This window comes from Desulfovirgula thermocuniculi DSM 16036, assembly GCF_000429345.1.
Classification (GTDB): domain Bacteria; phylum Bacillota; class Desulfotomaculia; order Desulfotomaculales; family Desulfovirgulaceae; genus Desulfovirgula; species Desulfovirgula thermocuniculi.
The window spans coordinates 1-22,712 of sequence record NZ_AUBR01000006.1 but is presented as its reverse complement, the minus strand read 5'-3'; the positions used below and the strand labels follow the sequence as shown (position 1 = coordinate 22,712).

25 protein-coding genes are annotated in these 22,712 nt (G+C 55.4%); all 25 read right to left on the bottom strand.

Annotated features, from left to right (window positions below):
• Positions 1-62 precede the first annotated feature (62 nt).
• Positions 63-410, bottom strand: a complete 348-nt coding sequence (locus tag G454_RS0102375) for a hypothetical protein (protein ID WP_027717308.1) — start codon at positions 408-410, stop codon at positions 63-65.
• A 12-nt stretch (positions 411-422) separates the two neighbouring features.
• Positions 423-2,099: a hypothetical protein gene (locus tag G454_RS20195; protein WP_051275780.1), complete on the bottom strand. Its 1,677-nt coding sequence runs from the start codon at positions 2,097-2,099 to the stop codon at positions 423-425.
• A gap of 1 nt (position 2,100) precedes the next feature.
• On the bottom strand, positions 2,101-3,417 hold the full coding sequence (locus G454_RS20190) for a YmfQ family protein (protein WP_156896620.1): 1,317 nt from the start codon (positions 3,415-3,417) through the stop codon (positions 2,101-2,103).
• 26 nt (positions 3,418-3,443) lie between these two features.
• A complete protein-coding gene (locus tag G454_RS0102360) occupies positions 3,444-4,544 on the bottom strand; it encodes a baseplate J/gp47 family protein (RefSeq protein WP_027717307.1) in 1,101 nt (366 codons plus the stop codon).
• Positions 4,537-4,983 (bottom strand): DUF2634 domain-containing protein, encoded by a 447-nt coding sequence (locus G454_RS0102355; protein WP_027717306.1) that lies wholly within the window; start codon positions 4,981-4,983, stop codon positions 4,537-4,539. Before G454_RS0102355 ends, G454_RS0102360 begins: the two co-directional genes overlap by 8 nt.
• On the bottom strand, positions 4,983-5,381 hold the full coding sequence (locus G454_RS0102350) for a hypothetical protein (RefSeq protein WP_027717305.1): 399 nt from the start codon (positions 5,379-5,381) through the stop codon (positions 4,983-4,985). Before G454_RS0102350 ends, G454_RS0102355 begins: the two co-directional genes overlap by 1 nt.
• A complete protein-coding gene (locus tag G454_RS0102345; RefSeq protein WP_027717304.1) occupies positions 5,374-6,375 on the bottom strand; it encodes an XkdQ/YqbQ family protein in 1,002 nt (333 codons plus the stop codon). Before G454_RS0102345 ends, G454_RS0102350 begins: the two co-directional genes overlap by 8 nt.
• A 16-nt stretch (positions 6,376-6,391) precedes the next feature.
• Positions 6,392-7,051, bottom strand: coding sequence for a LysM peptidoglycan-binding domain-containing protein (locus G454_RS0102340; RefSeq protein WP_027717303.1), 660 nt, complete (start codon positions 7,049-7,051; stop codon positions 6,392-6,394).
• A gap of 15 nt (positions 7,052-7,066) precedes the next feature.
• The gene (locus G454_RS21255) at positions 7,067-7,633 is read right to left on the bottom strand and encodes a hypothetical protein (protein WP_156896619.1); all 567 of its coding nucleotides are present in this window, start codon (positions 7,631-7,633) and stop codon (positions 7,067-7,069) included.
• A gap of 178 nt (positions 7,634-7,811) precedes the next feature.
• A complete protein-coding gene (locus G454_RS0102335) occupies positions 7,812-10,190 on the bottom strand; it encodes a tape measure protein (RefSeq protein WP_027717302.1) in 2,379 nt (792 codons plus the stop codon).
• The gene (locus tag G454_RS17335) at positions 10,180-10,344 is read right to left on the bottom strand and encodes a hypothetical protein (protein ID WP_245574283.1); all 165 of its coding nucleotides are present in this window, start codon (positions 10,342-10,344) and stop codon (positions 10,180-10,182) included. Before G454_RS17335 ends, G454_RS0102335 begins: the two co-directional genes overlap by 11 nt.
• Before the next feature lie 20 nt (positions 10,345-10,364).
• Positions 10,365-10,850 (bottom strand): phage tail assembly chaperone, encoded by a 486-nt coding sequence (locus G454_RS0102325; protein ID WP_027717301.1) that lies wholly within the window; start codon positions 10,848-10,850, stop codon positions 10,365-10,367.
• A 19-nt stretch (positions 10,851-10,869) separates the two neighbouring features.
• Complete coding sequence (locus tag G454_RS0102320; RefSeq protein ID WP_027717300.1) at positions 10,870-11,319, bottom strand: hypothetical protein; 450 nt, start codon at positions 11,317-11,319, stop codon at positions 10,870-10,872.
• 14 nt (positions 11,320-11,333) lie between these two features.
• Positions 11,334-12,767 (bottom strand): phage tail sheath subtilisin-like domain-containing protein, encoded by a 1,434-nt coding sequence (locus G454_RS0102315; RefSeq protein ID WP_027717299.1) that lies wholly within the window; start codon positions 12,765-12,767, stop codon positions 11,334-11,336.
• Positions 12,768-12,770: 3 nt separating this feature from the next.
• A complete protein-coding gene (locus G454_RS0102310) occupies positions 12,771-12,968 on the bottom strand; it encodes a YqzN/YkzM domain-containing protein (protein ID WP_027717298.1) in 198 nt (65 codons plus the stop codon).
• Between the two features lies 1 nt (position 12,969).
• A complete protein-coding gene (locus tag G454_RS0102305) occupies positions 12,970-13,803 on the bottom strand; it encodes a hypothetical protein (protein WP_027717297.1) in 834 nt (277 codons plus the stop codon).
• A gap of 1 nt (position 13,804) precedes the next feature.
• Positions 13,805-14,215 carry a hypothetical protein gene (locus tag G454_RS0102300; RefSeq protein WP_027717296.1) on the bottom strand — a complete coding sequence of 137 codons (411 nt, stop codon included), beginning with the start codon at positions 14,213-14,215 and terminating at the stop codon, positions 13,805-13,807.
• Positions 14,216-14,220: 5 nt separating this feature from the next.
• A complete protein-coding gene (locus tag G454_RS0102295; RefSeq protein WP_027717295.1) occupies positions 14,221-14,538 on the bottom strand; it encodes a phage head closure protein in 318 nt (105 codons plus the stop codon).
• A complete protein-coding gene (locus tag G454_RS20185) occupies positions 14,535-15,308 on the bottom strand; it encodes a head-tail connector protein (protein WP_051275778.1) in 774 nt (257 codons plus the stop codon). Before G454_RS20185 ends, G454_RS0102295 begins: the two co-directional genes overlap by 4 nt.
• Positions 15,309-15,334: 26 nt before the next feature.
• Positions 15,335-15,604, bottom strand: a complete 270-nt coding sequence (locus G454_RS0102285) for a hypothetical protein (protein ID WP_156896618.1) — start codon at positions 15,602-15,604, stop codon at positions 15,335-15,337.
• A gap of 14 nt (positions 15,605-15,618) precedes the next feature.
• A complete protein-coding gene (locus G454_RS0102280) occupies positions 15,619-16,011 on the bottom strand; it encodes a hypothetical protein (RefSeq protein WP_156896617.1) in 393 nt (130 codons plus the stop codon).
• 89 nt (positions 16,012-16,100) lie between these two features.
• Positions 16,101-17,450: a phage major capsid protein gene (locus G454_RS0102275; RefSeq protein WP_035106592.1), complete on the bottom strand. Its 1,350-nt coding sequence runs from the start codon at positions 17,448-17,450 to the stop codon at positions 16,101-16,103.
• 2 nt (positions 17,451-17,452) lie between these two features.
• The gene (locus tag G454_RS20755; RefSeq protein ID WP_084413194.1) at positions 17,453-18,817 is read right to left on the bottom strand and encodes a head maturation protease, ClpP-related; all 1,365 of its coding nucleotides are present in this window, start codon (positions 18,815-18,817) and stop codon (positions 17,453-17,455) included.
• A complete protein-coding gene (locus tag G454_RS17315) occupies positions 18,814-20,139 on the bottom strand; it encodes a phage portal protein (protein ID WP_211229912.1) in 1,326 nt (441 codons plus the stop codon). Before G454_RS17315 ends, G454_RS20755 begins: the two co-directional genes overlap by 4 nt.
• A gap of 177 nt (positions 20,140-20,316) precedes the next feature.
• The gene (locus tag G454_RS17305) at positions 20,317-22,266 is read right to left on the bottom strand and encodes a terminase TerL endonuclease subunit (protein WP_051275777.1); all 1,950 of its coding nucleotides are present in this window, start codon (positions 22,264-22,266) and stop codon (positions 20,317-20,319) included.
• Between the last annotated feature and the right edge of the window lie 446 nt (positions 22,267-22,712).

Genomic DNA, 22,712 nt, shown 5'->3' with positions numbered 1-22,712 from the left:
CGTGTTCTTTCCACCGCTGGCAGCCTCCACAGCCTGACGGTAGGTATCTTTAATTGAGAAAATCATGCTTCGCTACCTCCTTCTTGTTTTGGCAAAGCCCAAAGGTTTAGAACTACCGAACCCGTGTCCAACGGCAAAGCCTCCCGCGCCAGAACCGGCGCCCCGTTCTCGTCTACCTGGCCGGTGTCCACCAGGTGATAGCGCCTTGGCGGAATGATGATGGTGGCCACGTACCATCGCCCCATGCCTTCCACCAGGTGGCCGTCGTCGCGGCAGATATCGATCACCGTCTCCGTATCCTGCTGCCGGGCCGCTAGATCAATCGAGATGGTTCCGCTGCCCAGACTCAGGACCGTCCCGTTCAGCGCGTAGTCGATTTTCGGCCCCTCATTTACTTCTCGTACAATCATCCGCTCACCCCCTTAAGCGATATCCGGATTAACAATAGTCCAGCGCACCTGAACGTTATCCGCGGTGCCGGTAAGCCTGATCTTGAACCCGTTGCTCGCCTTATCATAGACCTCTAGGCGGCCAACCTTATCCAGATCGCTGGCGCTTTCCACCGTGAGTAACACGTCATAATCCGGAGTGTCCAGCATCGGGTACCCCGCAGGGCTGACTAAGGCGAAGGGCTTGGTGTTGTAATAGTTCGGGTGCCCTGGTTCCAGCCGCCGTTGGTCTGTGAAGGTGCAGGCGCTCAGGTCTGTGCCCTGGTCGCCCGCCGGCACCATGATCTGGTAGAGCTTCAATTTGCCCTCCGGGACGGCGGTGCCAAGGTATACTTTATATCTCCCAGCGCTGGCATCCCAGTCCAGCCAGGTGTAGTAAGTCTTGGCCACCGTGTCCGGGTTCGTGGGCACCGCAGCCACGTTCTGCTCATCCGGGATCAGGACGTCTTTACCATCCACATACACCCTGGAAACATTACCGGCCGTATAGGTACCAGTCTTTGTAACCTGGATGTTCCTCGAATTGGGCACTCCATTGATAACTGCTCCTTCGACCACCAGCTTATTGTAGATGGTCACCGTGCCCTGTTGCAGTCGCTGCTTTTTCCATTTGTCCAGCTCGAGGTCGGTGCTCCTGACCGCCCGGGCAAGCTCCATTACGGTGGCTCCCATGGCTTCAATGCCTGGAGAGAGGTATTCCTTCAGGTCGGTCAAAAAATAGGTTGGCGTTACGTCCCTGGCCGCAATGACGTTGTGGAATAGTTGGTCTGGCCGCGGGTTGGGCTGCCCATAGGCCGGGGCGCCGTCAGGGTTATTCACGGCATCATAGGCCGTCTGGTTCCGCCGATGAACCTTAAATAAGCTCAGGGCATAGACATACCCCGTGGCGCATTTGAGGGCATCGCAGGCCGCTTCGGAACCGTCACCGGCCACGTAGAGCTTGCTGTCGGTATTCGACGGCGAGAAAGTGTAAGTGGTATCGGCCCCAGCCCCGCCCCAGGCCTTGACTTTGTCCCCATGATTAACGCCATCTGGGTAGTTCACAAAGTCGACGTCGGCCACAGTCCGGATGCGCCACCTGAGTTGAATGCGCCGGGTGGTCTCATCCCCTATGGTGGTATCCTGGAGATCGTTGGTCAGGGTACCGCTCTGGACACCGCCGTATTTATAGACGTTCTCGCTGTCGGTTTCCGGGCTTCCGGTAGGCGCCACTTCCTCAAACCAGAACTCGACAAAAGCCAGGTCATCTCGGTAGCCCGAAATAGGGGCTTCCGGGAAAATAATGTCGTTAGCGGTATCGCTCCGGTTGGCCCCCGCTATTTTTACCAGCCAGCCGTTAACCAGCGCATAGGTCTCGCCCAGCCGCAGGCAATTAAGCGGCGAGGTCACTCCAGTAGTTAGCGCGCCCAGAGAAACTATCCCCGACGGCATCAGTTGCCGCATAATTTGCGCCCGCAGGTGATTTTGGATCTGCTGCAGAAGGTTAACCTCCGAGTCCAGGGGCGGCTTCCCCTGTTGGAACATCACCGCCGTAAAACTCCGGTCGGTAGGGTCAAGCAGCCGTGAAACACCCGTATTCACCACTGGCCCGCCCAACCAGAGCTCGCGCTGTGTAGTATCGCCCTGGTACTTCACCAGCTTCTCTGCCACATTAGACCGCCTCCTTCAGTTCTTTCTTCCACATGTACCCCAGGACCGGCTTGCTGTTGAGGACCATGCCGACCTCGGGATTGAATTTCTTGTACGTCCGCACATCCGGGTGATTTATGATCTCCTGCCTTGTCTCGGTGGGCCCCCGATTTAGAAGGGTGCCGCCGTCGTTCTTGACGGTGACCTCCAAAACCGGATGATGGACCACCACCTGCTCGCTGGTTTTTGGCCCGGCGTTTAACCTGGCCTGACCGGTCATAGCCAAAGTCAGCGGGCTGTTGAACCGTGGACCCGTGAACCTATGCTCAGTAATTGTCTCATCCCAGCCGTGGTCCACCACGTCCTCGATCACGGTACCGCGGGCATTTAGGGCCGCCAACGGCGCCACAAAACGTTTATAGGTTCGACTACCGAGGTGATGTAGCGTTTGTTGTTGGGTAGATGTTGGCCCGGCATTGAGCAGTTGCCCAGTCGGGAAGGTTTTCTTGGTCACCAGAACCTCATGGTGCGTCACCATCTGCTCGCTGGTCTTGGGACCTTCGTTTTGTCTGCCAATTCCGTTGAACCTCAACGTAGTAGGTCCATTGAGCCGTGGTCCGGTGAATTTATAATGGATGACTGTCTCATCCCATCCCTCGTCGGTGGTGACAGTCTGCACCGCTCCGGCCTGATTGAGTTTCAGGCTGCCGAGCCGGGGCCCGGTAAACACCTTAAAGGTTATTGTTTCGCTCCAAGAGACGTCTTCCGTCACGGCCTCGACGGCACCGGATGCATTGAGCCGCGGCCCGGTGAACACCTTCCACGCCTTGGTCTCCCGCCAGGATAGATCCTGGGTAACGGTCACGATTGTACCCGCATGATTTAACATGAACATCCGATCGGGAATACCCACTACGCCAAATGCGATATGAGCTGGGCGAACTTCATCTAACGCCTTTACCAAAGCATTGAGATCGGCTACCTTGTTCCAAGCAACCCGAACGTAGAAAGAATAAAAACGTGGATGCTCCAAGATATCAAAATAGCCCGCCACAAAACTGGCAACAACCCGCTCGATATCTGCCCGCCTAGCAGACGGGAAACTACGCAGTTTCGCTAGTACCCGGGCTCGCCTAGCCTCGATGGGCTCCTGCTCGTTAGTAGGTAAGCCGCAGGCTTCTTCCCAATACCGGAGGCCCCAGGTTGCCGTCTGCACAAAAAATTGCTCCAGTATTTCATTTAGTGTGCGATAAACACTGTCAAGCTCCTGTCCTTGCGCCTCCAGTATAGCCTGCATAACCAGGCTAGTTTCGTAATAGCGCGGCAGGTAACTAAGCATTCTCTTTCCGTGTTCGGAAGTTAAGCTCACGTCAAGGTCACCACCCCTTTGACCGCCTTAGCGTCCTCAGCTATGCTTACGTTGGAGGTTCCGCCATTAATGAGTAAGTTAGAATAGTCTTCCACGCCAGGGGTATCATAGATAGCGTTTGCAATAGCGGAATAACGTACATCCTCGCCGATTTTCAAACCCTTAATGAGGTTGTCGATGGCGGCTTCGACATTGGCCCGAACGGAGGCCGGATCATAGCCAGTCTTATAGGTCAGGGTGGCACTTACATTTATAGGCACCGAAACTGGTGCAACAACTGTTACACTTGCCCCTATTGGCGCTCTGCCTTCGCCCATACCTGGTGCTGGAGCAATATAATTTTGTACCGCCTCGATTAATTCCTGATTAGCTGGCGCACCATTACTATCCACTATCACCACTTTTACGGTTCCTGGCCCATTCCAAAGCGGAATGCATATTGCGTCACCAACCCCTGGCACTTCTTTAGCCCATCTAATATAGTCGTTTTTGTTACCCGTATCCGGCGGCCTCTGCATACGCTCCAGTAAGCGTTGCAGAAGCGCTGCATCACTTTCTTCTTCCGTACCACCAGTGGTGGGGTTTGGATTGTTTACACCCATTACCCCACTAACCGGCTGCGCCAGCAACTTTATTGCTCCTGCCGCTACGTTGCCCTTTGACCCTGCTTCTACCGCTTCAATATTCGCCGTAGCTGTTCCGTCCGATCCTATCGTCACTTCTTGAGTGGTAACGAAGAAAATGGCCGGAGCCGCTTCGCTTCCCACAGTGCTTACCTGGGTGCCAGCAGGGATTATCGTCCCAGGTGTGCCGGTAAACACTACCTGCCCGGTAGCCTTCACCGCCGGTTTGCGGGTAAGTCCGTGCTCTGCGGCCCGCAGGTCCAGGTATTGCCCGAAGGTAGTCTGGGCGAAGCCCCGCCGCAACACTTCCTGTGCCCAGATTGCTGCTTGGGCTAACTCAGCGGCTACGGGGGCAAGAGCATCCCAAATAAAACTGCCCTCGCTTTTGTCTATGTCATCCGGGATCTTTGAGAGCATCCGCTGGAGTATGGCTTCATAGGTTTGGTCTGTTAGATATTCCGGGAGTTCAGCCATTTATTTTCACCTCCAGCCTTTCCGGAGGCCCAATAACTGGAACTGCTGTAAAAGCCACTGTTACTTCATCTCCTTGCCAGTCGAAAGCAAAATCCCGCACCATCTCAGTCCTGGGGTCTGCAAGTAAGGCCTCTGTAATTGCCCTTTCCAATTCTGCCTCCACAGCTTTCCTAGCCGGCTGTCTTAGCGCTTCTTCTAACTCGGTTCCGTAATTAAAACTGTAAATCACGTAAGCAAATCTCTGGGTGAGCACCGTTTTAACGCACCATTGCACCCAGGCGGTATGCCCATCTGCTTGCACCACCCGCCCAGCGCCATCCACCACAAAATCACCTTTTGCAAAATCAAAGAGCCAGCTTTTGCCGTATTTCGGTGCTGGCTCTGTTTGCTGTTGCTCGACTATCGGTGGTACCTCAAAGGTTGGGTAGAGGTTGGGCATTACGAAGACACCACCTTCGAGATAACAACCGGGTCGGTATGATTATTAACCCAGGCCACCAGCACCCGGTCGCCTGGTTTGAGGTCGGGTTTGAATTCGACCTGCGCTCCGTCTATACTGGTCGGCTGGAAAGAAAACGTAGCCTGGCCGGTAACATTGCCGTTAAGGCTATCTTTAAGCCCGGTCTGAGTGCCGGTTATGCTAAAAGCCGGCAAACCTAGCCGCACCAACCACTCCGCTATGAGATAGTCCCCCTTCGGTATCGGCACCGCGAACCGGTCCAGCTTCAGGCTCATGTCGGCCTGGATGGTGCCCAATTCTAGGGCGTCCGGCCGTGCGGTCTGGCTGGCTATGCGCTCGGCTATCACCCGGGCTAATTTGCTTGCACCGCTATTCAACGTCCTCCACCTCCAGGGTCATGGTGCGGCTGGTAGCATCATGCACCACTCCGGCCACGATGTAGTAGCCTATCAGCGTACCGGCAGCTATGTACACCTTGTCCCCTTTGCGGAGGAACGGTAAGTCCGGGGCCTGCATCTTCCGCTTTCGCCTGGGTTGGCCGCGCTCACTCAGGATTTCACTCGCCGCACTCTGCGCGGCGGCGAAGTTGTCGTAATGCCGCTGGTAAACCAACTCCTGCAATACGCCGAATTCCGTCCTCCCATCGAGTTGTGCCACCACCGGTGTGCGGGCCTCTTCTTCCTCGGCACCTAAAATCTTCACCCGCGTAACCAAGTCTTCGATGTCCTGCTGGTCCTCGATAGCCCCCGCGTTGGTATCTGCGGTAAAACAATAAACCGGGGTGTTTTGCCCCGGCTTTATGACGTCAACCGCCCCCCTCCTGCTGCGCACAATCCACTTGCCGGCGCCGAGTTTCCTGGCCTGCTCCAGGACGCTGGCGATCATATCCGCCAGCTTCTCTCCTCTGAATACCTGCCGCGCCAGGGCTACGTCAGGTCCCTGCACTTCCCCCAGTGGTATGCCCCACTCCCCGGCTATGTCCTCGATTATCGCCCTCGCGGTCGTGCCGGCCTTGTAGTAGCGGTCGTCCTTGCTCTTCGTCAGGTATATGAGGTGGTCGTAAGCCGTCACCGTGAAGTGGCCAAGGGGATCGGTACGGTAGTGCCACCTGAATATGGTTCCCCGGAATATTTCCTGTGGCCCGCTGCCCCAATCCGAAAACAGGAAAACCTGCCCGCCAAGCGGGAGCAATGTGTGCAGCCAGTTACCGTTAGTTAGCTGCGTGTTCTGGAGTTCGGCTTCCAGCCTGACGGCCAACTCTCCTTCGTTCTCCTCCCACGCAAGGTGACGCAGGAAAGGAGAAAGGTTCACCCTCTCCCCGGCCGGTGTAAGCAAGTACAACTCGTAGCCGATTCTGGATACGTCAATCAAGGCGCACCACCAGCCTTCAGGCTATGCGTAGCTCCTGTCCGGGGATGATCACATTCGGGTCGGGACCTATCACGTCCTTGTTCGCCTCGTAGATCTCCTTCCAGCGACTACCGTCGCCAAGGGTTAGCTTGGCTATCGCCCAGAGGGTATCGCCGGGCTTCACGACGTAAGTTTTCGGTGGCGGTGGCACTGGCCTCACCGGTACCTGCCCCTGGCCGGAACCGGAAGTAGCCGCACCTGCCTGCCTTTCCGCGTCGGTCAGCACCACCAGGTCCCGCGCCTGCACCAGCCTGATGGAGTACCAGCAGTCCCCGTGACCGCCACGCCACTCGTGTTGAAAGCTGTTCTCACCGTCGAAATACACATCGTGGTTTATCGGCGTTTCGGTAACCAGCAGGCGAAGTTTAGTGCCCTGGCTGCGCCACAAAGAAAGGAGGCCAACCAGTTCCTTGGGCGGCCTCCAGTCCTTCACGAAGGGAGAATTCTTGCGGGCCTCACCCGGGAAAAAACCCTCGAAGATAAACTTCGTGGGCACATAACCACGCGGCAAAGCTATCTCACCAAGGGCAATGACGTCAAAAGTGATTATCTTATTCCCCGTCTGGCAGGTCACCTTTTCTGGGTTTACCGGAAAATGAATACGGCTCCCGTCAGGAGCCGTGAGGTAGAATTCCATGAGAACCACCTCAAATTAACTTGCAGGTTTCAGCCTCAGCGTGCGGAAATATTGCGTGCCGAACATCTCATATTTAACCGGCCCTATAGTCGTGGTTACTACGCTGCCGGGATTTGTTGCCTTTAAGTAGTTGTCAGCTACCCACTGCGCCGCTTTATCCGGTTCCGCACCATCATATGGAGCCGTGGCGCAGTAGGTAAAGTACCTTTTTACCAAGCTGTTTATAGCTTCCTCACTTACTGTGCCTGCCGCCGAAGATGCTTCTACTACGAAGTTAACCCACGCAATGGCCAGCGGGGAATATTCATAGATCTCGCAGGCAAGCTTTATTCTAGAGTTTGGCTCGGTGACTTCTCCGCTATCTACAAACATCGTCTGCCCAGGTCTAGGCCCAGTAAACCTCATTCCCCATTTTTTCTCAAGATTGAGTTTTATGTCGGCAGCTGCAAGTCCTGGTATCGTTGAAGACCCATCCCGTGTCCCTGATGATGTAGGAGACGAAGTTCCACCCGAAGAAGCAATTGTACTCTTTTCCTCCGACGCGCTTACTTGCTGCGTAATTTGTTGCTTCGTTTCTGGCATAGAGCCTTTTTGTGGACTCTTTGCCTGACTACATCCCGCAAGCAACAAGGCCCCTAACAAAACGAGCAATAACGCCGCGCGCCTCATGAAACCACCCCTTTAGTTTTTTGTTTGAATAAACCACCCCTTTAGTTTTTTGTTTGAATACTCCAAGCGCGCGGCGTTTTCCTTTTTCTGCTTATCGGCTCCTAGGCATATTTTGAAAGATGCCCCTCAAACTATCCGCTATAACGCCGGCTATGTGGTCGATTGACGCATCAATATCAGCTGCATTATTTATCACTACCTGCCCCACCAGCCCTGCGAGATCAAAATGCATGTTAAGGCTGACGACAGGCGGCGCACCAGCACCAGCACCGGCCAAGGCAGGAACGGGTGTCCCGACAAACCCACCTTCCGCATAGGACCTCACGCCCAGCACCTTCCCGGCCCTTTCCCACAAAGCCAGGGCACGCTGCCGCATCCTAGCTGACAGGGGGATGATCGCTTCTGGCCCTGCCTCTCCTACCACCGCCAAACGCGGCCCCGTCACAATGCCGCCGCGCTGGTAGCGTTCAAGCATGCGGAAGTGACCCATCCCGACAGGCGGCGCACCAGCACCAGCACCGGCCTCCGGTAACGAAAACGGCGCGGGCCGCGTGATATAGCCCTCCGGTATCTCAGCTTTTATGCGTTCGTAGTGCTCTTTGATGTCGAAGTATCCGGTAGAACCGGCATAAACACCAGCAAAAAGCAGTGCTTTAAGTTGTGGGGGACCAGGTATCTTGCTTGCAATCAATGCAGACAACCCAGCCCTTAGAATCGGGTCCTTCTCTACTATCTCTGCGAGGCCACTGATGATGCCCTTGCCGAAGGCTATGCCAATCTTTACTCCAGCCTCTGCCACCTTCGGTGCCACTGCCTTCACAGTCTCGTCAAACAAAATCGCCAGCTTGCCGCCGAGATCCGCCTTCTGAAACTGCTCGCCACTAGTAATCCTTTCCAGCCACACCGCAATGCCCTGAAGTTTCTGGACGACGAACTCCGCCGTTTCCCTGCCGAGCAACCTCAACTGCCCCTGCAGTTGCTCCAAGCGGTTGACCGCATACGCCGATTTATCCACTAGCTTCGCCCAACCGACAACGCCTTCTTCTATTGCTCTGTTGACTCTCCTTATCGGATCGTCTGCGCTCGCCCACCCCGCAAAGCCACGCTCAACTTCCTTCGCTTTGTTCCCACCAGCTTCCAGCCAATCCACCAACTTCTGAAGTTGGGGTACCAATACTTCCCGTAGCCCCTCACCCCAGGGGTAGATGAACTTGATGTTGAGGTAATTCTTTATCGTGGAGAGAAGGCCAAAGAAAGACCTGGCCTGTTTGGCCATACCACCCGCGTAATCCCTTTCCAGAACCCTCACTATAGCCTCCATGGCGCGAGCGGAGTCAATGCCCTGCTTCCCCAAGTCCTTCAATGCGTCCCTTGTCAACCCCAACTCATAAAGTATGGGTTCCATCGGGATGAGCAGGTTCTCCGTAACCTGGCGCAGTTCTTCCATCTGGAGCGTTCCTATAGTGGCAATTTGTCTGAAGCCTAAAAGCGCCAACTTCATGCCATTTATCCCGGCACCAGTCATGGAGGCGGCGTCACCAAAGGCACGCAGAATGCGCAGGGTCTGGTCGGCCGCAAAGTTGGCGCCCAAGAGCTGAACGGCCATCTCCCTTAGTTGCGGCAGTTCAAAAGGAGTTTCTGCGGCGAACTTAAAAAGTTGATCCATGAACTCAGAAGCCTTCTCGCGCGATTTCAGGAAAAACTCCATGCCAATAAAGGCTTGCTCCATTTCCCCAGCCAACTTCAGGGGGAAACCAATCAGCCCGTAGGTGCCCGTACCCGCTCCGAGCCACCCCAGCGGGGTGTTCAGCATTCCCAACAACCGCCTAGCAAATCCGCCTACACGGTCCGTTGCTTCGATAGTCACTTTCCAGGTGCGCAATGTAAGGCCCCGCAGTACAGCACCTATCTCCCTTGCCTTCGCCAGCACCCGCTCTCTCAGTTCTACCCATGGCTCCACCCGCATCCGGTCCAGCTGGCGCGCCACGGCCATGGCCCTGGTCAGCTGTGCGTAAAGCCTGCCCCGCAGCTCCGCCACGGGCGCAGCCTGCACCCTGCTCAGAGACACCAAAGCAGCCCTGGCCTCGGCTATCTCCTGCATCAACGGTCCCTTTAAATCGGCCAGCACGTGAACCTTGTTCTTTTCCATGGCGTCCAGCAGCTGGTTTATCCGCAGCACTACGGCAGAAACCTTGTCCTGCGCCACAAGCACAGGGGCCGCCTGCTCTGCGCTCAGCATCTTGAGCAGCCTGTCAGCCTTCAGCACCCCAGCCGTGAGCCTGTCGCGTATCCGCATGACCGGCTCAATACGCATCTTGGCAAAAGTCTCAAAGTGCTTCCGGATCAGCTGGTTGCGCCTCAGCGCCTCCTGCTCCAGCTTGCTCACCCGCGCCCTGGCCCGCTCAATCGGTTCCTCGGACTTGTCATCCACGAGAATGGGGATCTCTATGCGGTATACTTCAGTGGCCACTGCCTTCCGCCTGCCTTTCCAGCTTCCTGCGCTGCTTTTCTTCCTCTTCCAGCTGCACCTGCATGGACGCCATCATGAAGGCCCTCACTTTATAGGGCTTGGCGTAGAATTCGTCGGGGGTTATGCCGAGCCGCTGGAAGAGGTGGTGTAACAAGGCGGCCCGGCCCCCCGCCTTTATGAGTTTTTTAGCGTTTCCTCAACCGTCTCAGCTTCCTCGTCGGAGTAACCGCTCAACTCCTCAATCAACTTCACAACTTTTTCCTGCTCGCCAGGCTTTAACACTTTGTCGATAAGTTGCCAGCCGGCCAAAACCCCGGCTTTTTCCCACAATGTCTTGTTGTCCCAAAGTGCCTTGCGGTCATCAGGGTGTGTAGCGGTATATATCATCAGCAAGCGGTACTTAGCGGCGTTGAACTCCTTTGGTACGGCTAGGTTTCCATACCTTCTATCCTTCACAGTCTTCGTGGCTTGATCCGTGCACTTTTCCATTTCTTCGCTGGTTAAGCCGCGCACCCGAAAAGAAAACAGCTTCTTGCCGTCACGAACGACTTCAAAAACCTCATACCTTGTTATAGTCTCCATGGCCTCAAGAACACCCGCTACGTCCTTGAGGATAGAGCCTTCAGCCGCCAGCAGTTCTTCCCTCTTCACCTCGTCCATGCTATCCCCTCGCTAGTGATCACGTAGCGTTATGGCCGCGCAGGACTCCCATAAAGTTGAGCGTTGCGTCAGGTGCCCCGTCCTTCAGACCTCTTATAACCTTCTCAAGCAGGATTGCGTCCCGCACGACCGTCTCCGTAAAAGTAAGGGTTACGCTGTAGCCCTGCGGGATCGCCCACTTAATCTTTTTCCCCGCCGGCTGATAATCAGAATTGTCGACCCTTATCTGGGCCCGCCACTCGTTTACTTCTGCCAGGAAATTACCATCACCGTCATATAGTTCCCCGTCGTAACCACGAAGGATATTGCGCGGATCAAAAACGCCGGAGTTAAGCAAGCTCTGCAACTCCGGCGGGTCGTTCACCCGGAAAGTCCACTCACGCTTTATCTCCTCACCAGGCCTGACGTTTGCTAAATCTATGTTCCCGTCGGGCACACAGTTTCTAAAAATGTAGCGTGCATCAGCCATTTATTCCACCCCCGCTAACTAGTGGTTGCCGGCGGGCTAAACCTGAACCCGAACGTGATGTATACCTTTTCGGCAGAATCAAGGTCATCTACGGCCACCACGAACCAGGCCGAATCGCCGGCAGGCGGGTTGTTTGGATCCTCGTAAATCGTACCGCTCAGCAAGGCACCCTCAGCGATCATCTTGTTGATGACACCTTGTGCGACAGCAATAAGGGTTGCTCTACCCTCGGGGCTGTTGTTAATCTTGCCCACCAACGGTTCCCAGGTGGCTGCAATGCGGTCCATAAGGTTATCCCTGGTGCGAACGCGGCGAATCTTTCTCCAACCGGCATCCATAGTTGCCGTGGGAGAGATAAAGGTGTTGATACCGTATTCGATCTGCACCTGCTTCTGGGCCGATAAGGTAAACACCAGGGCACCGGATTGGATGGCCTGCTCGATTTCGGCATTAGTCAATGCCCCTACAAGCCCGGTAGCTCCTTTGACCACCGCATGGGTGAGGCTTTCGGTGATGTTAGCAGCCGCAATCATACCCGCAACCCTAGCAGCTGCCTTGTAGCCTTCACGGATAATACCGTCGGCGCCCTTAAAGCCGTTAGCCACATAGACAATAGCTGGATCGTTGAAGACCCTGGCGTTAGCAAGCCTGGTGGCCAGCTGCACGCTGGTCGGCTCGCCCACCACGGCGATAACTCGTTTGCCCTCATTGCGCACCCGGTCGATGTAAGTCTGCACCGCCACGTGGGTTGCCGGGTCCTCGCTATCTACGGCCAGCACGTTCCAATCTATCGCCTCAATTGCCGAAAGCCCCGCGCTATAGCTTGCGCCATCTACTGTCGGGTCCTGGCCGCCGGTTAGCGCCTGCTGGGTAACGGTAGCCAGAACACCGTTGCCGTCGGCCAGCTTCGTGGCAGTAATGTACGGGCTGTTGGATGCATTTACTGCGTCAACTAGGGCCTGCGGTTCTCCAGTACCTTTCGCGAAGGTAATCACCTGTAGCAGCGTTACTCCTTCGTAAAGCAGGAGCTCTCGCTTGGTTGTGTCGGTAAGGGAATCTCTCACGGTCACCTTGAAGTTGTTACCGCGCACGCCTTCATATTTGGCGGTAATAGTGACTACATCTGCTGGAGTTGCGGCAGTATCTTTGAGGGTAATAGCAGCCTTGGCTCCGCCACTGCCTAGGCGGTATCCAACCACCCGACGGCAGCCGCCACGGAAAGCTTCAAGAGCAGCGTCAATGGTGCCGCTACTCCCGAACGTAGCAGTAACCGCATCCGCGTTTTCAAGATAAGTTACCTGCCCCAGAGGTCCCCAGGAAGCTCGAAATAGAGCTGCAACAATGCCCTGTGGGATTATTGCCTCCGGCGGTTCACCGATGTTAGTTACCCGGACGTACACACCCGGGCGGATCTTCTGCTCGCCAACCTGAAACGTAATGCCCGCCATTCACTACACCCTCCTCGTGAGGAATTGCTTAATAGCCACTTCCGCTTCCGCCCTTGTCATACTGTCCTTGCCGGCTAGGTGCAACGCCCCGGCCACCACTTCTGGCTTCACGCCAAAAGAAAAAGCCGCGGCAATAAGCTCCTCGCGGCTGTAAACAGGCTCCCGTTCCTGAACCTGCTCAGCGACCTTCTTCTCAGGCAAATTAACTCACCTCCCCACTAACTGAACCACCAACAACAGCTTTCTTCAAAACTTCCGGTTGAACGAAAGGTTGCAGCACTCCAAACCTCGCGGTTACTTCCACCTGCCCCCGCCTCATCGGGTCGGCCTCGCTGTCGGCGGCAATCTTTAGCAGTTCCAGAGGCCCACCGTCCTGCATGGTAAGCCTGCGCTGCTTTGCCAGTCCCTCCACCAGCTTCCGCACCCAGGCAAGTCTAACCGCCGGGCTCTGTGCAAGCACGTGCCCTACCAGCTGGGCATCCAACCAGCTCAACGCCGCCGTAACCTGCACCGGCGTTACCCGCACAAGGCGCCAGTAAATTCCCGGCGTCGCATCGGCAGGGGACCACGTGGCCGGATCCGTATGTACTTCCGGCCAGGTCGTTGCCGTCCAACTCCGCAAAACCGCCACAGGGTCGGGGTCATAAGTTAACCCGTTGAGCCAGCCCAGAGCAAAAACCCTAAAGCGTAGCCCCCGCGTGATGGCATTCCAATCATCATCGGCAAAATCCTGTCCGGCGGTTCCAAGATAATCTGCCAGATACTGTTCCCTTCCATCGGTAAAGCGGGCACGGTGCAGCACGTTGATGACCGCCCCTGCCAACGCATCCACCGCCTGAAATGTTGTGCGGTCTACGTAAGGCCAAATTTCGACGACCGTTGAAAACGCCGCCCAATCAGCCCCGGAATCCTGAACGCCCTCCCTGACTACGATAAAAGGCTTCTCCGTTTTCGGCGTCACAACGTGCGGCTCGTAAACCCGCCCCCCAACCTGCGGGACACCGGCTATGAGCAGTTGCCTAATTGCGGCGCGCATATCAACCTCTCCAATAATCCAGTATCGCCTTCGTGATGTCGTCGATGTTCGCGTCCGCTGTGGGCACGAGAACCGCGTAAGACTTAATTCCCGGGTGCATGACCTTTCCAACAGGGCGATCCGCGCCGGGCCAGTGCAGTGCCTTCTTTAATTCGGGTTCGATTTCGTGCGGCTGCGTACCCGTTTCCAGGAAACGCGCGTACCACACCGTGTGCTCCAGGTACAGCGTAAACCCGCCGCGGCTTGTTTTTACCCCGCCACGTATCCCCTTCCTGGCCTCCCCGGTCCTGTCAACCCATGAAGCTATCCCCTGCGCGTAGTGCTGCAAGTCGGTGGCAATGTCCAGCAACAACGCCCGCATACCCGCCTTCTTGGTCATAATGTGTCGCCTAGTCTGGTCGCCAAGCGCCATTTACCTCACCTTGCTTCAGCACACATGACCTGCAGCACTCTCCTGCGGCCATCAGGGTCGAGGATGGCCTTTATATCAAAGAGCCTGTCGCCAAACCTCACCCGCATATGCGGGTCTAGATCTGGCCGCCACCTAACCGTAATCCTGGTCGTGACCAGAGAAGCCTCTCCAAGCATCTGTGCCTGAAAATAGTCACGCCCCGAAAGGTCCTCTACCTTGGCCCACACCGTCACGTAGTCAGCCCACGCCGTGAGGCCCCCCGTAGCGGGATCTAAGCTGCGCTTCTGGAACGTAACCCGGTGCCGGAGTTCGCCGGCGTTCATACCGGCACCACCCGCTCCTGCCAGAGTAGAGCATTAACAGTAAACGGAACTTCAGCGGTTACATGTCCTACTACGGCAATTTCCCTGGTTTCATACCAGTGCCCCACTAAGAGGAGAATGGCCTGCCTAACTCTTTCCGGTACGTCGTTCGCTTCGTAACTGACACCGCTCTGGTTGCCAGCCGCTTCAACCAGGGTTAACGAATCACCGCTCGTTACCGAGGAAATGCGGTAGGCCACGCCGTTTATAACGATAGTCTTTTGTTTTGCCCATTTTGTGTTGAACTCATCGCCGCTCACCCTGATAACGGAGGTTCCCTCTGTGTTGACCGTACCCTGATAAGATTTATATCCGGCTACAAACTCCACGCATATCGCGTTGGCAGGCCGCAAGGTAATGCCAGGCCAGCTTTTACCGTAGGCCAGGACAATGCGGCCGGGTTCGGATTTGTTATCAACGATGTAATCAGCAGGCGATAGCACATATTCGGTGTTGTCGGCACCGTAATACTTGACGCTGTTCACCGCCTGTAGCGGCGGCCTGGGAATCCTTATTTCGCTACCTTCCGGCCAGCTGTCCAGCCACAGTTGCCAGGTCTGGGTGATATAGGCCCTGTTCTGGAAACCCTCGCAGTACTCCCTGGCGGCAATGATCAGCGTTGCGATAAGACCGTCGTCATCGGCGGTATCCACCCGCAGGTAGGCCTTAGCCTCGGCCAGACTGACCGGCTCGGCCATTGGCGGCACCGCAAGCACGAGCCCCCCGAACAAGGCCCGTCACCCCCTATTCGTTCGTCCTATTTCTCCTTAACCTTTGGTTTGTCGGGACTCTCCGCACCGGACCGGGCGTCCGGTTGCTCCTCTGCCGTTGCCGCCGGCTGTCCGTCGTTCCCGGTCTCCGGAGCATCCGCCGGCCCGGTTTCTTCTACGGCGTCAGGATCGATCACACCCGCATCCGCCAGTTTCTTAACTCTTGCGGGCGAACTCACTTCTATTACCTCTCCGGGCGAACGGCGCTGGCCAGCTTCCAGGTCAATAAATTCCGCAATTACACGGTACTTGGGCACGTTATCTCACTCCCTCAGCCGCGGAATGCAAGGTCCCCAAAAATCAGCACCGCCGCTCCGTTTACGGCCGTGGCGTTGTCGCTGCTCACCTGTACCGCAACATAACCATATCCGTTGGCAAGGTCAAGATCCGTGGCTTTAGCTTCAGCCGTGAGGAAAATCTCCTCTCCTCCAGCACCGGCTACCTTCTCTACTGCACTCCCAAGAGGCTTTGCACCGGTACCATTAGCATCCTTGGCCTGCATTAATTGAATGGTGGCCTTCTTTGCCTCAGCGATGACGCCCGTGGTAAGCACCGCTAGGACGCGTCCGATGCCGGACATGCTGTAATAAGCGCTGATTTTACCGCCTACGATATCTTGCGGAATAATCGCTTGCTTTACGCGCACGAGTTCGGAAAGCTTCATATTAGCTACCATTAGAAACCTCCCCTTTCAACGTAATTGGTTAGGAGAGGGGGCAAACCCCCTCCCCGTTATGATTGTTAATTAATCGTTTAGGCCGCCGGCACGTCCAGCACCACATATGGACTGACTTTAGTAACACCATCTTCCAACGTCAGCGGCTCGTTTACCCAACCTTTGCCATCCACGTTCCAGAATACCTTAATAACGGTCTTGTTTTGGCGGAACAGGACGTGCTCACTGGCTGCCACAAACGGTCCGCTACCATCTTTGATGAGGTAATAAGTGAGATCTACCAGCATTAGGTCGCCCTTGCTGCCGAGAGTCGGCGTTTTGCCGGTGAACATAATCGGTATTCCAGCTAAAGTTGCCGGGATTCCTTTGGTAGCGTCACCCTGAATGAAAATATACCTTCCAGCATCATCTTTAAGCGTGGCAAGTTTCGGCAGGGTGCCCTGGTTAGCGATCCAGATAGCCCGGCTTACCGATTCCGGAAGCAGCTTGGCCAGCATGTTTACGATGTCCACGTATGCTATGTTCCCAGCAACACTACGGTTCACAGTCAACACGCCTGCGCCGTTTAAAACGCCTATGGGCTTACCCACACCATCACCGCGCAGGAAAGCCATGTCTTCAGCAGCCGCAATCGCACCCCGCAGCAGAGTGGCGATAAAGGTAGATGCAGCTTCCCAGTTGCGGAGCAACTTGTCCGTAACAACGGTATGCGCTGCTACTTCCTGCGGCTGCAGGGATACCTCACGGAGCTTACCATCAGTTTCCGGTGTCTCCGTACCTTCCCCTACCCAGTAGACCTCTACACCGCCGAATACACCCTTGGTACCCTGGCTAAAGGCAGGGATGGTAACCATCGTATCCGGCGGGTCACCGGCAGGAATGACGGTAGCCCTGGGCCGCACGACGGCTGCTTCCGGTTTAATCATCAACATTTCCTGCCGGAACTGAACAGGGACAGCAAAACCACCGCTGGCGCCTTCATCCATCCTCCATTCATTGCGAAAACGCCAGGGCATGAGTTGCGCCTTGAAGGCATCCGGCACTTCAATGCCACCACCTTGTCCCTGTCCCTGACGAAGGTGTTGCAAACGGCCTTTGGGGTCACCGAAACGCACGGCATAAATAAACTCACCCAAGTTCTTGAAACCGCCGTCATCGAGTTTCTCCTGTTGCTTGTAGCTACCATCAATGGCAGGATCGGGGCGGAATGGCTTCCCCTCGGGCTTGCTCAGGTAATCTACCCTAGCCTGCACGGCCTCCGCCGCCTTGATCGTTTCATTTAAAGCGTCAATCTGGGCCTGCAGACTATCGAACTGCGCCTTCTCCTCTTCTGTTAGTGGACGATTTTCGGCTAAAGCATTGCTTAAAATTTTCTCCTGCTGGTCGCAAAGACTACCAAGCTTCTGCTTGAGTTCCCTCAGTTCCATTTTCACCAACCTCCAATCTTGTTCTTGTTTACTATCACCTGCGCCTGGTACAAAGGCAGCAGTTGGTGCCCAGAAACCAGGTGGCTGGTAACCGCTTTATGGGCCCTATTCTGGCCTCCGGTTTGACCAGATTGTCCGTCTTTGTCCTTCGCTAGCTGATCCAGGACCTCGTTTAAAAGATCCCTCGCCTGCCTGATGCGATGTTCGTTAGCAGCAGATAGTACCCGTCCCTCGTTCCTGGGTTCCGGGAAGAGCTGCCGGTGAAGCGCCAGCCACCTTATAACTAGTTCAGGTTCGAGGTCGCCACACCGCAGAGCTTTACTAACCTGTACGTACTCACGCCAGGAATCCTCCTGCTCCTCCCACGGTGGAGTGCGACCGAATTGCCGGTAGTGGCTACCGAGGTGGTTCTGTACCTTCGGCACGTCTTCATCCGGTATATCCGTCTGCGGCAACCTCGCCGCTGCGTTGGCGACACCGTGCCATACCACGGCGCCATCTTTGGGACGATGGTGCGGCAGCTTTAAGTCGCCATACTTTTCCGGCGGCATTGCGGCGGCCCAGGCGAAGTGACCCGCGATGCGGCGCTTCTCGTTATCGGATAACTCGTCCCAGGATTTATCCGTAAAGTCCGATAGGGCTGGTGCCTCCCATGGCTCGTCCTCGGGCGCTTTCTCCCTAGAAACGTCCTTGGGAACCACACCTGCCATTATCTTCGGCACGAAATTAAACTTCGGTGCATTGCGGTAACGCCGCAGGTCGAACCTTTGGCCGTTTATAACCAGGTATCCACCTTCCAGGGACGCCGCAAGCCCTCTTGTTTCTTCAATCTCGTCAGCGAAACCCAACTCGACCGCCTCCTCAGCAGTCAACCAGGTCTCGGCATCCATCATCTCGATGATCCTCTCCCGCTCAAGGCCGCTTTTGTCCTGGTAGACCGTAATGAGCGTTTCTCGTATACGGTCCATATCATCGGCCAGTTTGCGGAAGTCCTCAGCGGTGCCCATAGCGATGGTCCAGGGATTGTGAATCATCATCATGGCATTGCGCGGCATGTAAACCACATCGCCAGCCATGGCTATCGCCGATGCTACCGAAGCGGCAAGACCATCAATATACACGGTCTTTTTCGCTTTGTGCCGCTTGAGCATGCTGTAAATAGCCTGGCCAGCGAACAGGTCACCGCCATCGCTGTTAATAAAAACTCTGATTTCCTCCACGTTACCTAAGGCATCTAAATCGGCCTTAAACTGCTTCGGCGTCACCTCGTCCCCCCACCAGGTTTCACTTCCGATAGTGCCGTAGAGCAGGAGCTCGCCGATATTGGGGTTATCTGTTGCAGCCCGGAAACGCCAGAACTTTTTCAACCCAGTTCACCTCCCTTCAATTGCCTGATAAATATCTCTGGCCTCATCTTACCTGGAGGCTCGTTTTGTTTTTGTCCAGCAGCCTGGTCCTTTGTAGTTTCAACCTGCCCTATGCTGCTGACCGGCACCATGTTGCCATTGACCAGGTAAACCTTGCCGCTACCATCCTCAATCGGGTTCATCTCTTCCATTTCGCGCCATTCGTCAGCGTTGATTACACCATTTTGTCGCATTATGTGTAGCGCTTCGGCCCGGCTCTTAGCATCACCGCGGAGCAAGCCTGATAAGTTAAACTTGGCGTAATAACCCTGCTCGCGTTCCTGCTTAGTAAAGAGTTTCCAGTTGATTGTTTGCTCCCAGCGCTTCACCCAAGGTAACATGGTGTACATGACAAACTCTATAGACATATGCTCGATATTGCTGAACGTTGCGCGTTCAAGGTTTGCTATCATGTGCGGGGGCACGCGGAACAGACCGCATATTTCGTCTCGATTGAGTTTCCTCGTCTCGATGAACTGGGCATCCGTCAGCGGCATCGGGATCCGCGTCCACTTCATCCCCTCTTCCAAAATAAGGGGACGCCAGGCATTGGCTAAACCCGCCCCGCGCTCCTCAATGGACTTTCTGAGGCGCTCGTAAGCCTTATCGCTCAGTTGCCCGGGATGCTCCAATATTCCACCTATGTTCATTCCCTGGGCGTAAAACCTCGCTGCGAACTCTGTAGCCGCCAACCCCAGCCCTATGGCCTCCTGAGCCATGCGGATAGGTGAATACCCTCTTATGCCGTCATAGCCGAGACCAGGGATGTGGAAGACTTTCTCGGCAGGAAAAACCTCTATTTTTCCACGGTCGTTGATGTGGTACTCAATTTTCCCTGTATCCCTGTTCCTCTTAGGCTCGACAAAGTGCCACCCAACGGGATAAAGATCCACCGGCTGCCCGCGCCGGTTGTGAGTAATAATCGAATAACAGTTCCCGGAAAGCACTAGGTGACCCATCATCGTTTCCCGCCAAGTGAGGGAAGTCATTTCGTCGTTCGGTAAGTCGTGCAGCAGACCGTAAACAGGGTGGTCTCGTGCTTTGTCGCTTCCTCCACCTGGGCGTTCCTTGTATACGAAAAGCGGAAGTGAAGCCAGCGTTTCCGCCAGCACGCGCACGCACGAGTACACCGTGACGTACCGCATCGCAGTTTCTTCGCTAACTCTTACTCCCGCCATCGTCACCTGTCCTACTCCTAGCCACGCCTTGACGTCACGGTTGAAATCTTCCATCGTATAGTTCTTGATTAAAAGCCTCGACAGCAGCCCCATCTCAACGCTCACCCTTTGGCGGCTTTGGCGGTATGCCGAGCCATATCAAAATTAAGCCACCCACAATCCAGGCAGCAGGCGGGTAAATAAGCCAAATCCCGTATGTTAGCATACAAAAGCCTGCCATAAGGCAGACTTCACGAATGTGATCTTCGGTTATTTTTGCTTTGATCACCTTACCAACCACCCTTAGAGCGTCAATATTCCCCTCTCCTCGTACACCGACCGCCTCGGCTGCTCGTGCCTCATTGCCCTGTCCAGGGCCATCACGAGGGCCACAATCCCGTCAATTTTTCCTTGGCTGCTGGCCTTGTCTGGTTTGAGGTTGCCAGCGGCATCTTGTTTAACAGCCACATTATCAGCCATCCACCGCAGAACCGGATTGCCGCCATGCCTTATTTTCCTCGCCAATAGCCTGCGCCCGAATTCCTTCATTGGGGCAGCCATTGAAGTGAACCCCTGCCCCATACCGACCACCGTCAGACCTTCCTCCATTAGCTCTACGGCCAACTGGTGCGATTGGAACAAGCGGTCAATGTTGAGATCCACCAACCTGAAGGTTTGCGCGTCTTTCAGTACTTGTGCTTTGATAAAGCTGTAATCTATGACATTTCCGGGTATAACCTTCAAGTACCCTTGCCTCGCCCAGGCCCTGTACTGGTCGCGGTAACGGTTGTGGTCGTCATGCAGCCTGGCCTCCGGCACCCAAAAGCGGCAGAGTACATCCACCGTCTCTGGGTCGTCTTCATGCGGAAAGACCAATACCCAAGCGGTAATGTCTTGGACGCTGGAAAGGTCCAGGCCGCCGTAACAAATGCGGCCCCTCAATTCTTCCTCTACAACGATGCCGGCCTGCTCGTCCCAGAGCGCCAGGTCTATCCACCTGTTGACCTGTTGGGTCCAGACGTTCAAGTGCAGCCGCAAGAAAGTGTTCTGCGCGGCCGGCAGCTTCTTCGCCTTCTCGCACTTGCGCTCAAGGTCGTCCAGCTTAACCGAAACGCCCAGGTTTGGATTGGCCTTCGCCCATGCCTTCGGATCGGCCCAGTCGTCGCCCTCGTCAATTGTGGCGATGTAGGCAAAAAACGTGTCGTCCTGGACCGTACCTTTCAGGATGCCAGCTGCGTACTCATGCAGTTCGTAGCAGATCGAGTTCTGGTCCGTCCCGGCCGTCGTTATCGCGAACATGAGCGGCTGCCGGCGGGCCCCCGTGGCCGTTTCCAGCACGTCCCAGACCGCCCTAGTTTTATGGGCATGGAGCTCGTCCACAATTGCCCCGTGAACGTTGAGCCCGTCCAGGGTATCGGCGTCGGCGCCCAGAGGCTCGAATTTCGACCTGGTTTCCGTTATGTGCATGTTGGCCTTACCGGAAAGGACCTTGACCCGCTTAGCCAGGGCCGGGGACCTCTTTACCATGTTGGCGGCTTCATCCCAAACGATCTTGGCCTGATCCCGCTTGGTGTTGTGCGTCGGGATAAGCCGATCGCCAGCCAGGAACAGGTGGGATGGACTGTCCACCGCGATGCAGCGCGCCGGCCTCGGTTCGACTTCCTCAACTGCCACGATCCAACGATACTGAGCCTTTGTACTGAGGCCGTTGCGCCGAATTTGTCTCTCTCGCTTGCGAGAAAGGCAAAACACCGGCCTGTCATGGTAAGCCTTGAACGTAATGATCCAAGCGTCGCTACGGCCATTAGTTGGCGCTGGCCGGATGTGAGCCTTAAACCCAAGGCCGAGCAGGAGTTCATACACGTCCCTGGCAAGCCGTTTGCAGGTTGATACGAACCTGCACTCACCTGACTTAGTGACGGTCCCATCCGTATCCATCAACCCGCGAAGCAGGTCCATACGCTGCTCAACGCTAGCCATCTTGTAAACGTCCGGGATATGCTTGTTCTCGATCAGCCCCATTTGCCGCAGGACCGTGCGAATGCCAAGGATTGTCCCGTAAACGAGGTTTTGCTTGGCAGAGTAATGAGGGGAAAATGCATACCCTCTCTTCTCGATTTCACGGACGATTTCGAGGTCGCCTTTTTCGATGACGATGGCTCCTCTGTTATTGCGACCGTCCCCCAGCCAAACGCCCAAGACGTAAGGGTCGATGGGCAGGGGTTTTGGGTCAAACCGGAGAGGATCGGCCACTTTGATTCGGTACCGTGGCCGTCCGCCATAGGTTACGCTCCTAGCGATTTCGTCCGTGCTAACCGTGACGGTCTTGTATTTCTGTGACGCACCTTTGCGAGGCGTATACCGCTTTTCAACCGTCCACAGGTGGTTGTCAGTAGCGGAGCAACCTGCAAAACTCATAGCAGGCAATGGGTGAACAAGGCAATTATAGCTATTTCAGGGATCCTTTGTCTTTTTAAGGCCATTCCCCAGGTCTAAAAAAAGCATCATGGTAATAATTAACAGAAAAGAGAGCATACCACCCCCTTATAGACGCTGCTATAATGTGCCTTGCATGAGAGGAAGAGCAGAGTGGCTATGCTGCCATAAAATACCTCTTTCTCAGCTTTAGTGCCGCAAGAGTGCCGGCAAGAAAAGTAGTAATACAAAGGACTGTATCTATGAAAGCGTTGTCAATACCT

Excerpts from the sequence above, each read along its gene's own strand:
- G454_RS0102315 (WP_027717299.1), bottom strand. The coding sequence starts at position 12,767 with ATGGCGGGCATTACGTTTCAGGTTGGCGAGCAGAAGATCCGCCCGGGT.
- G454_RS0102375 (WP_027717308.1), bottom strand. The coding sequence starts at position 410 with ATGATTGTACGAGAAGTAAATGAGGGGCCGAAAATCGACTACGCGCTG.
- G454_RS21255 (WP_156896619.1), bottom strand. The coding sequence starts at position 7,633 with ATGCCAGAAACGAAGCAACAAATTACGCAGCAAGTAAGCGCGTCGGAG.
- G454_RS0102275 (WP_035106592.1), bottom strand. The coding sequence starts at position 17,450 with ATGGAACTGAGGGAACTCAAGCAGAAGCTTGGTAGTCTTTGCGACCAG.
- G454_RS0102320 (WP_027717300.1), bottom strand. The coding sequence starts at position 11,319 with ATGGCTGATGCACGCTACATTTTTAGAAACTGTGTGCCCGACGGGAAC.
- G454_RS20190 (WP_156896620.1), bottom strand. The coding sequence starts at position 3,417 with ATGCTTAGTTACCTGCCGCGCTATTACGAAACTAGCCTGGTTATGCAG.
- G454_RS0102340 (WP_027717303.1), bottom strand. The coding sequence starts at position 7,051 with ATGGAATTCTACCTCACGGCTCCTGACGGGAGCCGTATTCATTTTCCG.
- G454_RS0102360 (WP_027717307.1), bottom strand. The coding sequence starts at position 4,544 with ATGGCTGAACTCCCGGAATATCTAACAGACCAAACCTATGAAGCCATA.
- G454_RS0102325 (WP_027717301.1), bottom strand. The coding sequence starts at position 10,850 with ATGGACGAGGTGAAGAGGGAAGAACTGCTGGCGGCTGAAGGCTCTATC.
- G454_RS0102355 (WP_027717306.1), bottom strand. The coding sequence starts at position 4,983 with ATGCCCAACCTCTACCCAACCTTTGAGGTACCACCGATAGTCGAGCAA.
- G454_RS0102295 (WP_027717295.1), bottom strand. The coding sequence starts at position 14,538 with ATGAACGCCGGCGAACTCCGGCACCGGGTTACGTTCCAGAAGCGCAGC.
- G454_RS0102300 (WP_027717296.1), bottom strand. The coding sequence starts at position 14,215 with ATGGCGCTTGGCGACCAGACTAGGCGACACATTATGACCAAGAAGGCG.
- G454_RS0102280 (WP_156896617.1), bottom strand. The coding sequence starts at position 16,011 with ATGAAGCTTTCCGAACTCGTGCGCGTAAAGCAAGCGATTATTCCGCAA.
- G454_RS0102305 (WP_027717297.1), bottom strand. The coding sequence starts at position 13,803 with ATGCGCGCCGCAATTAGGCAACTGCTCATAGCCGGTGTCCCGCAGGTT.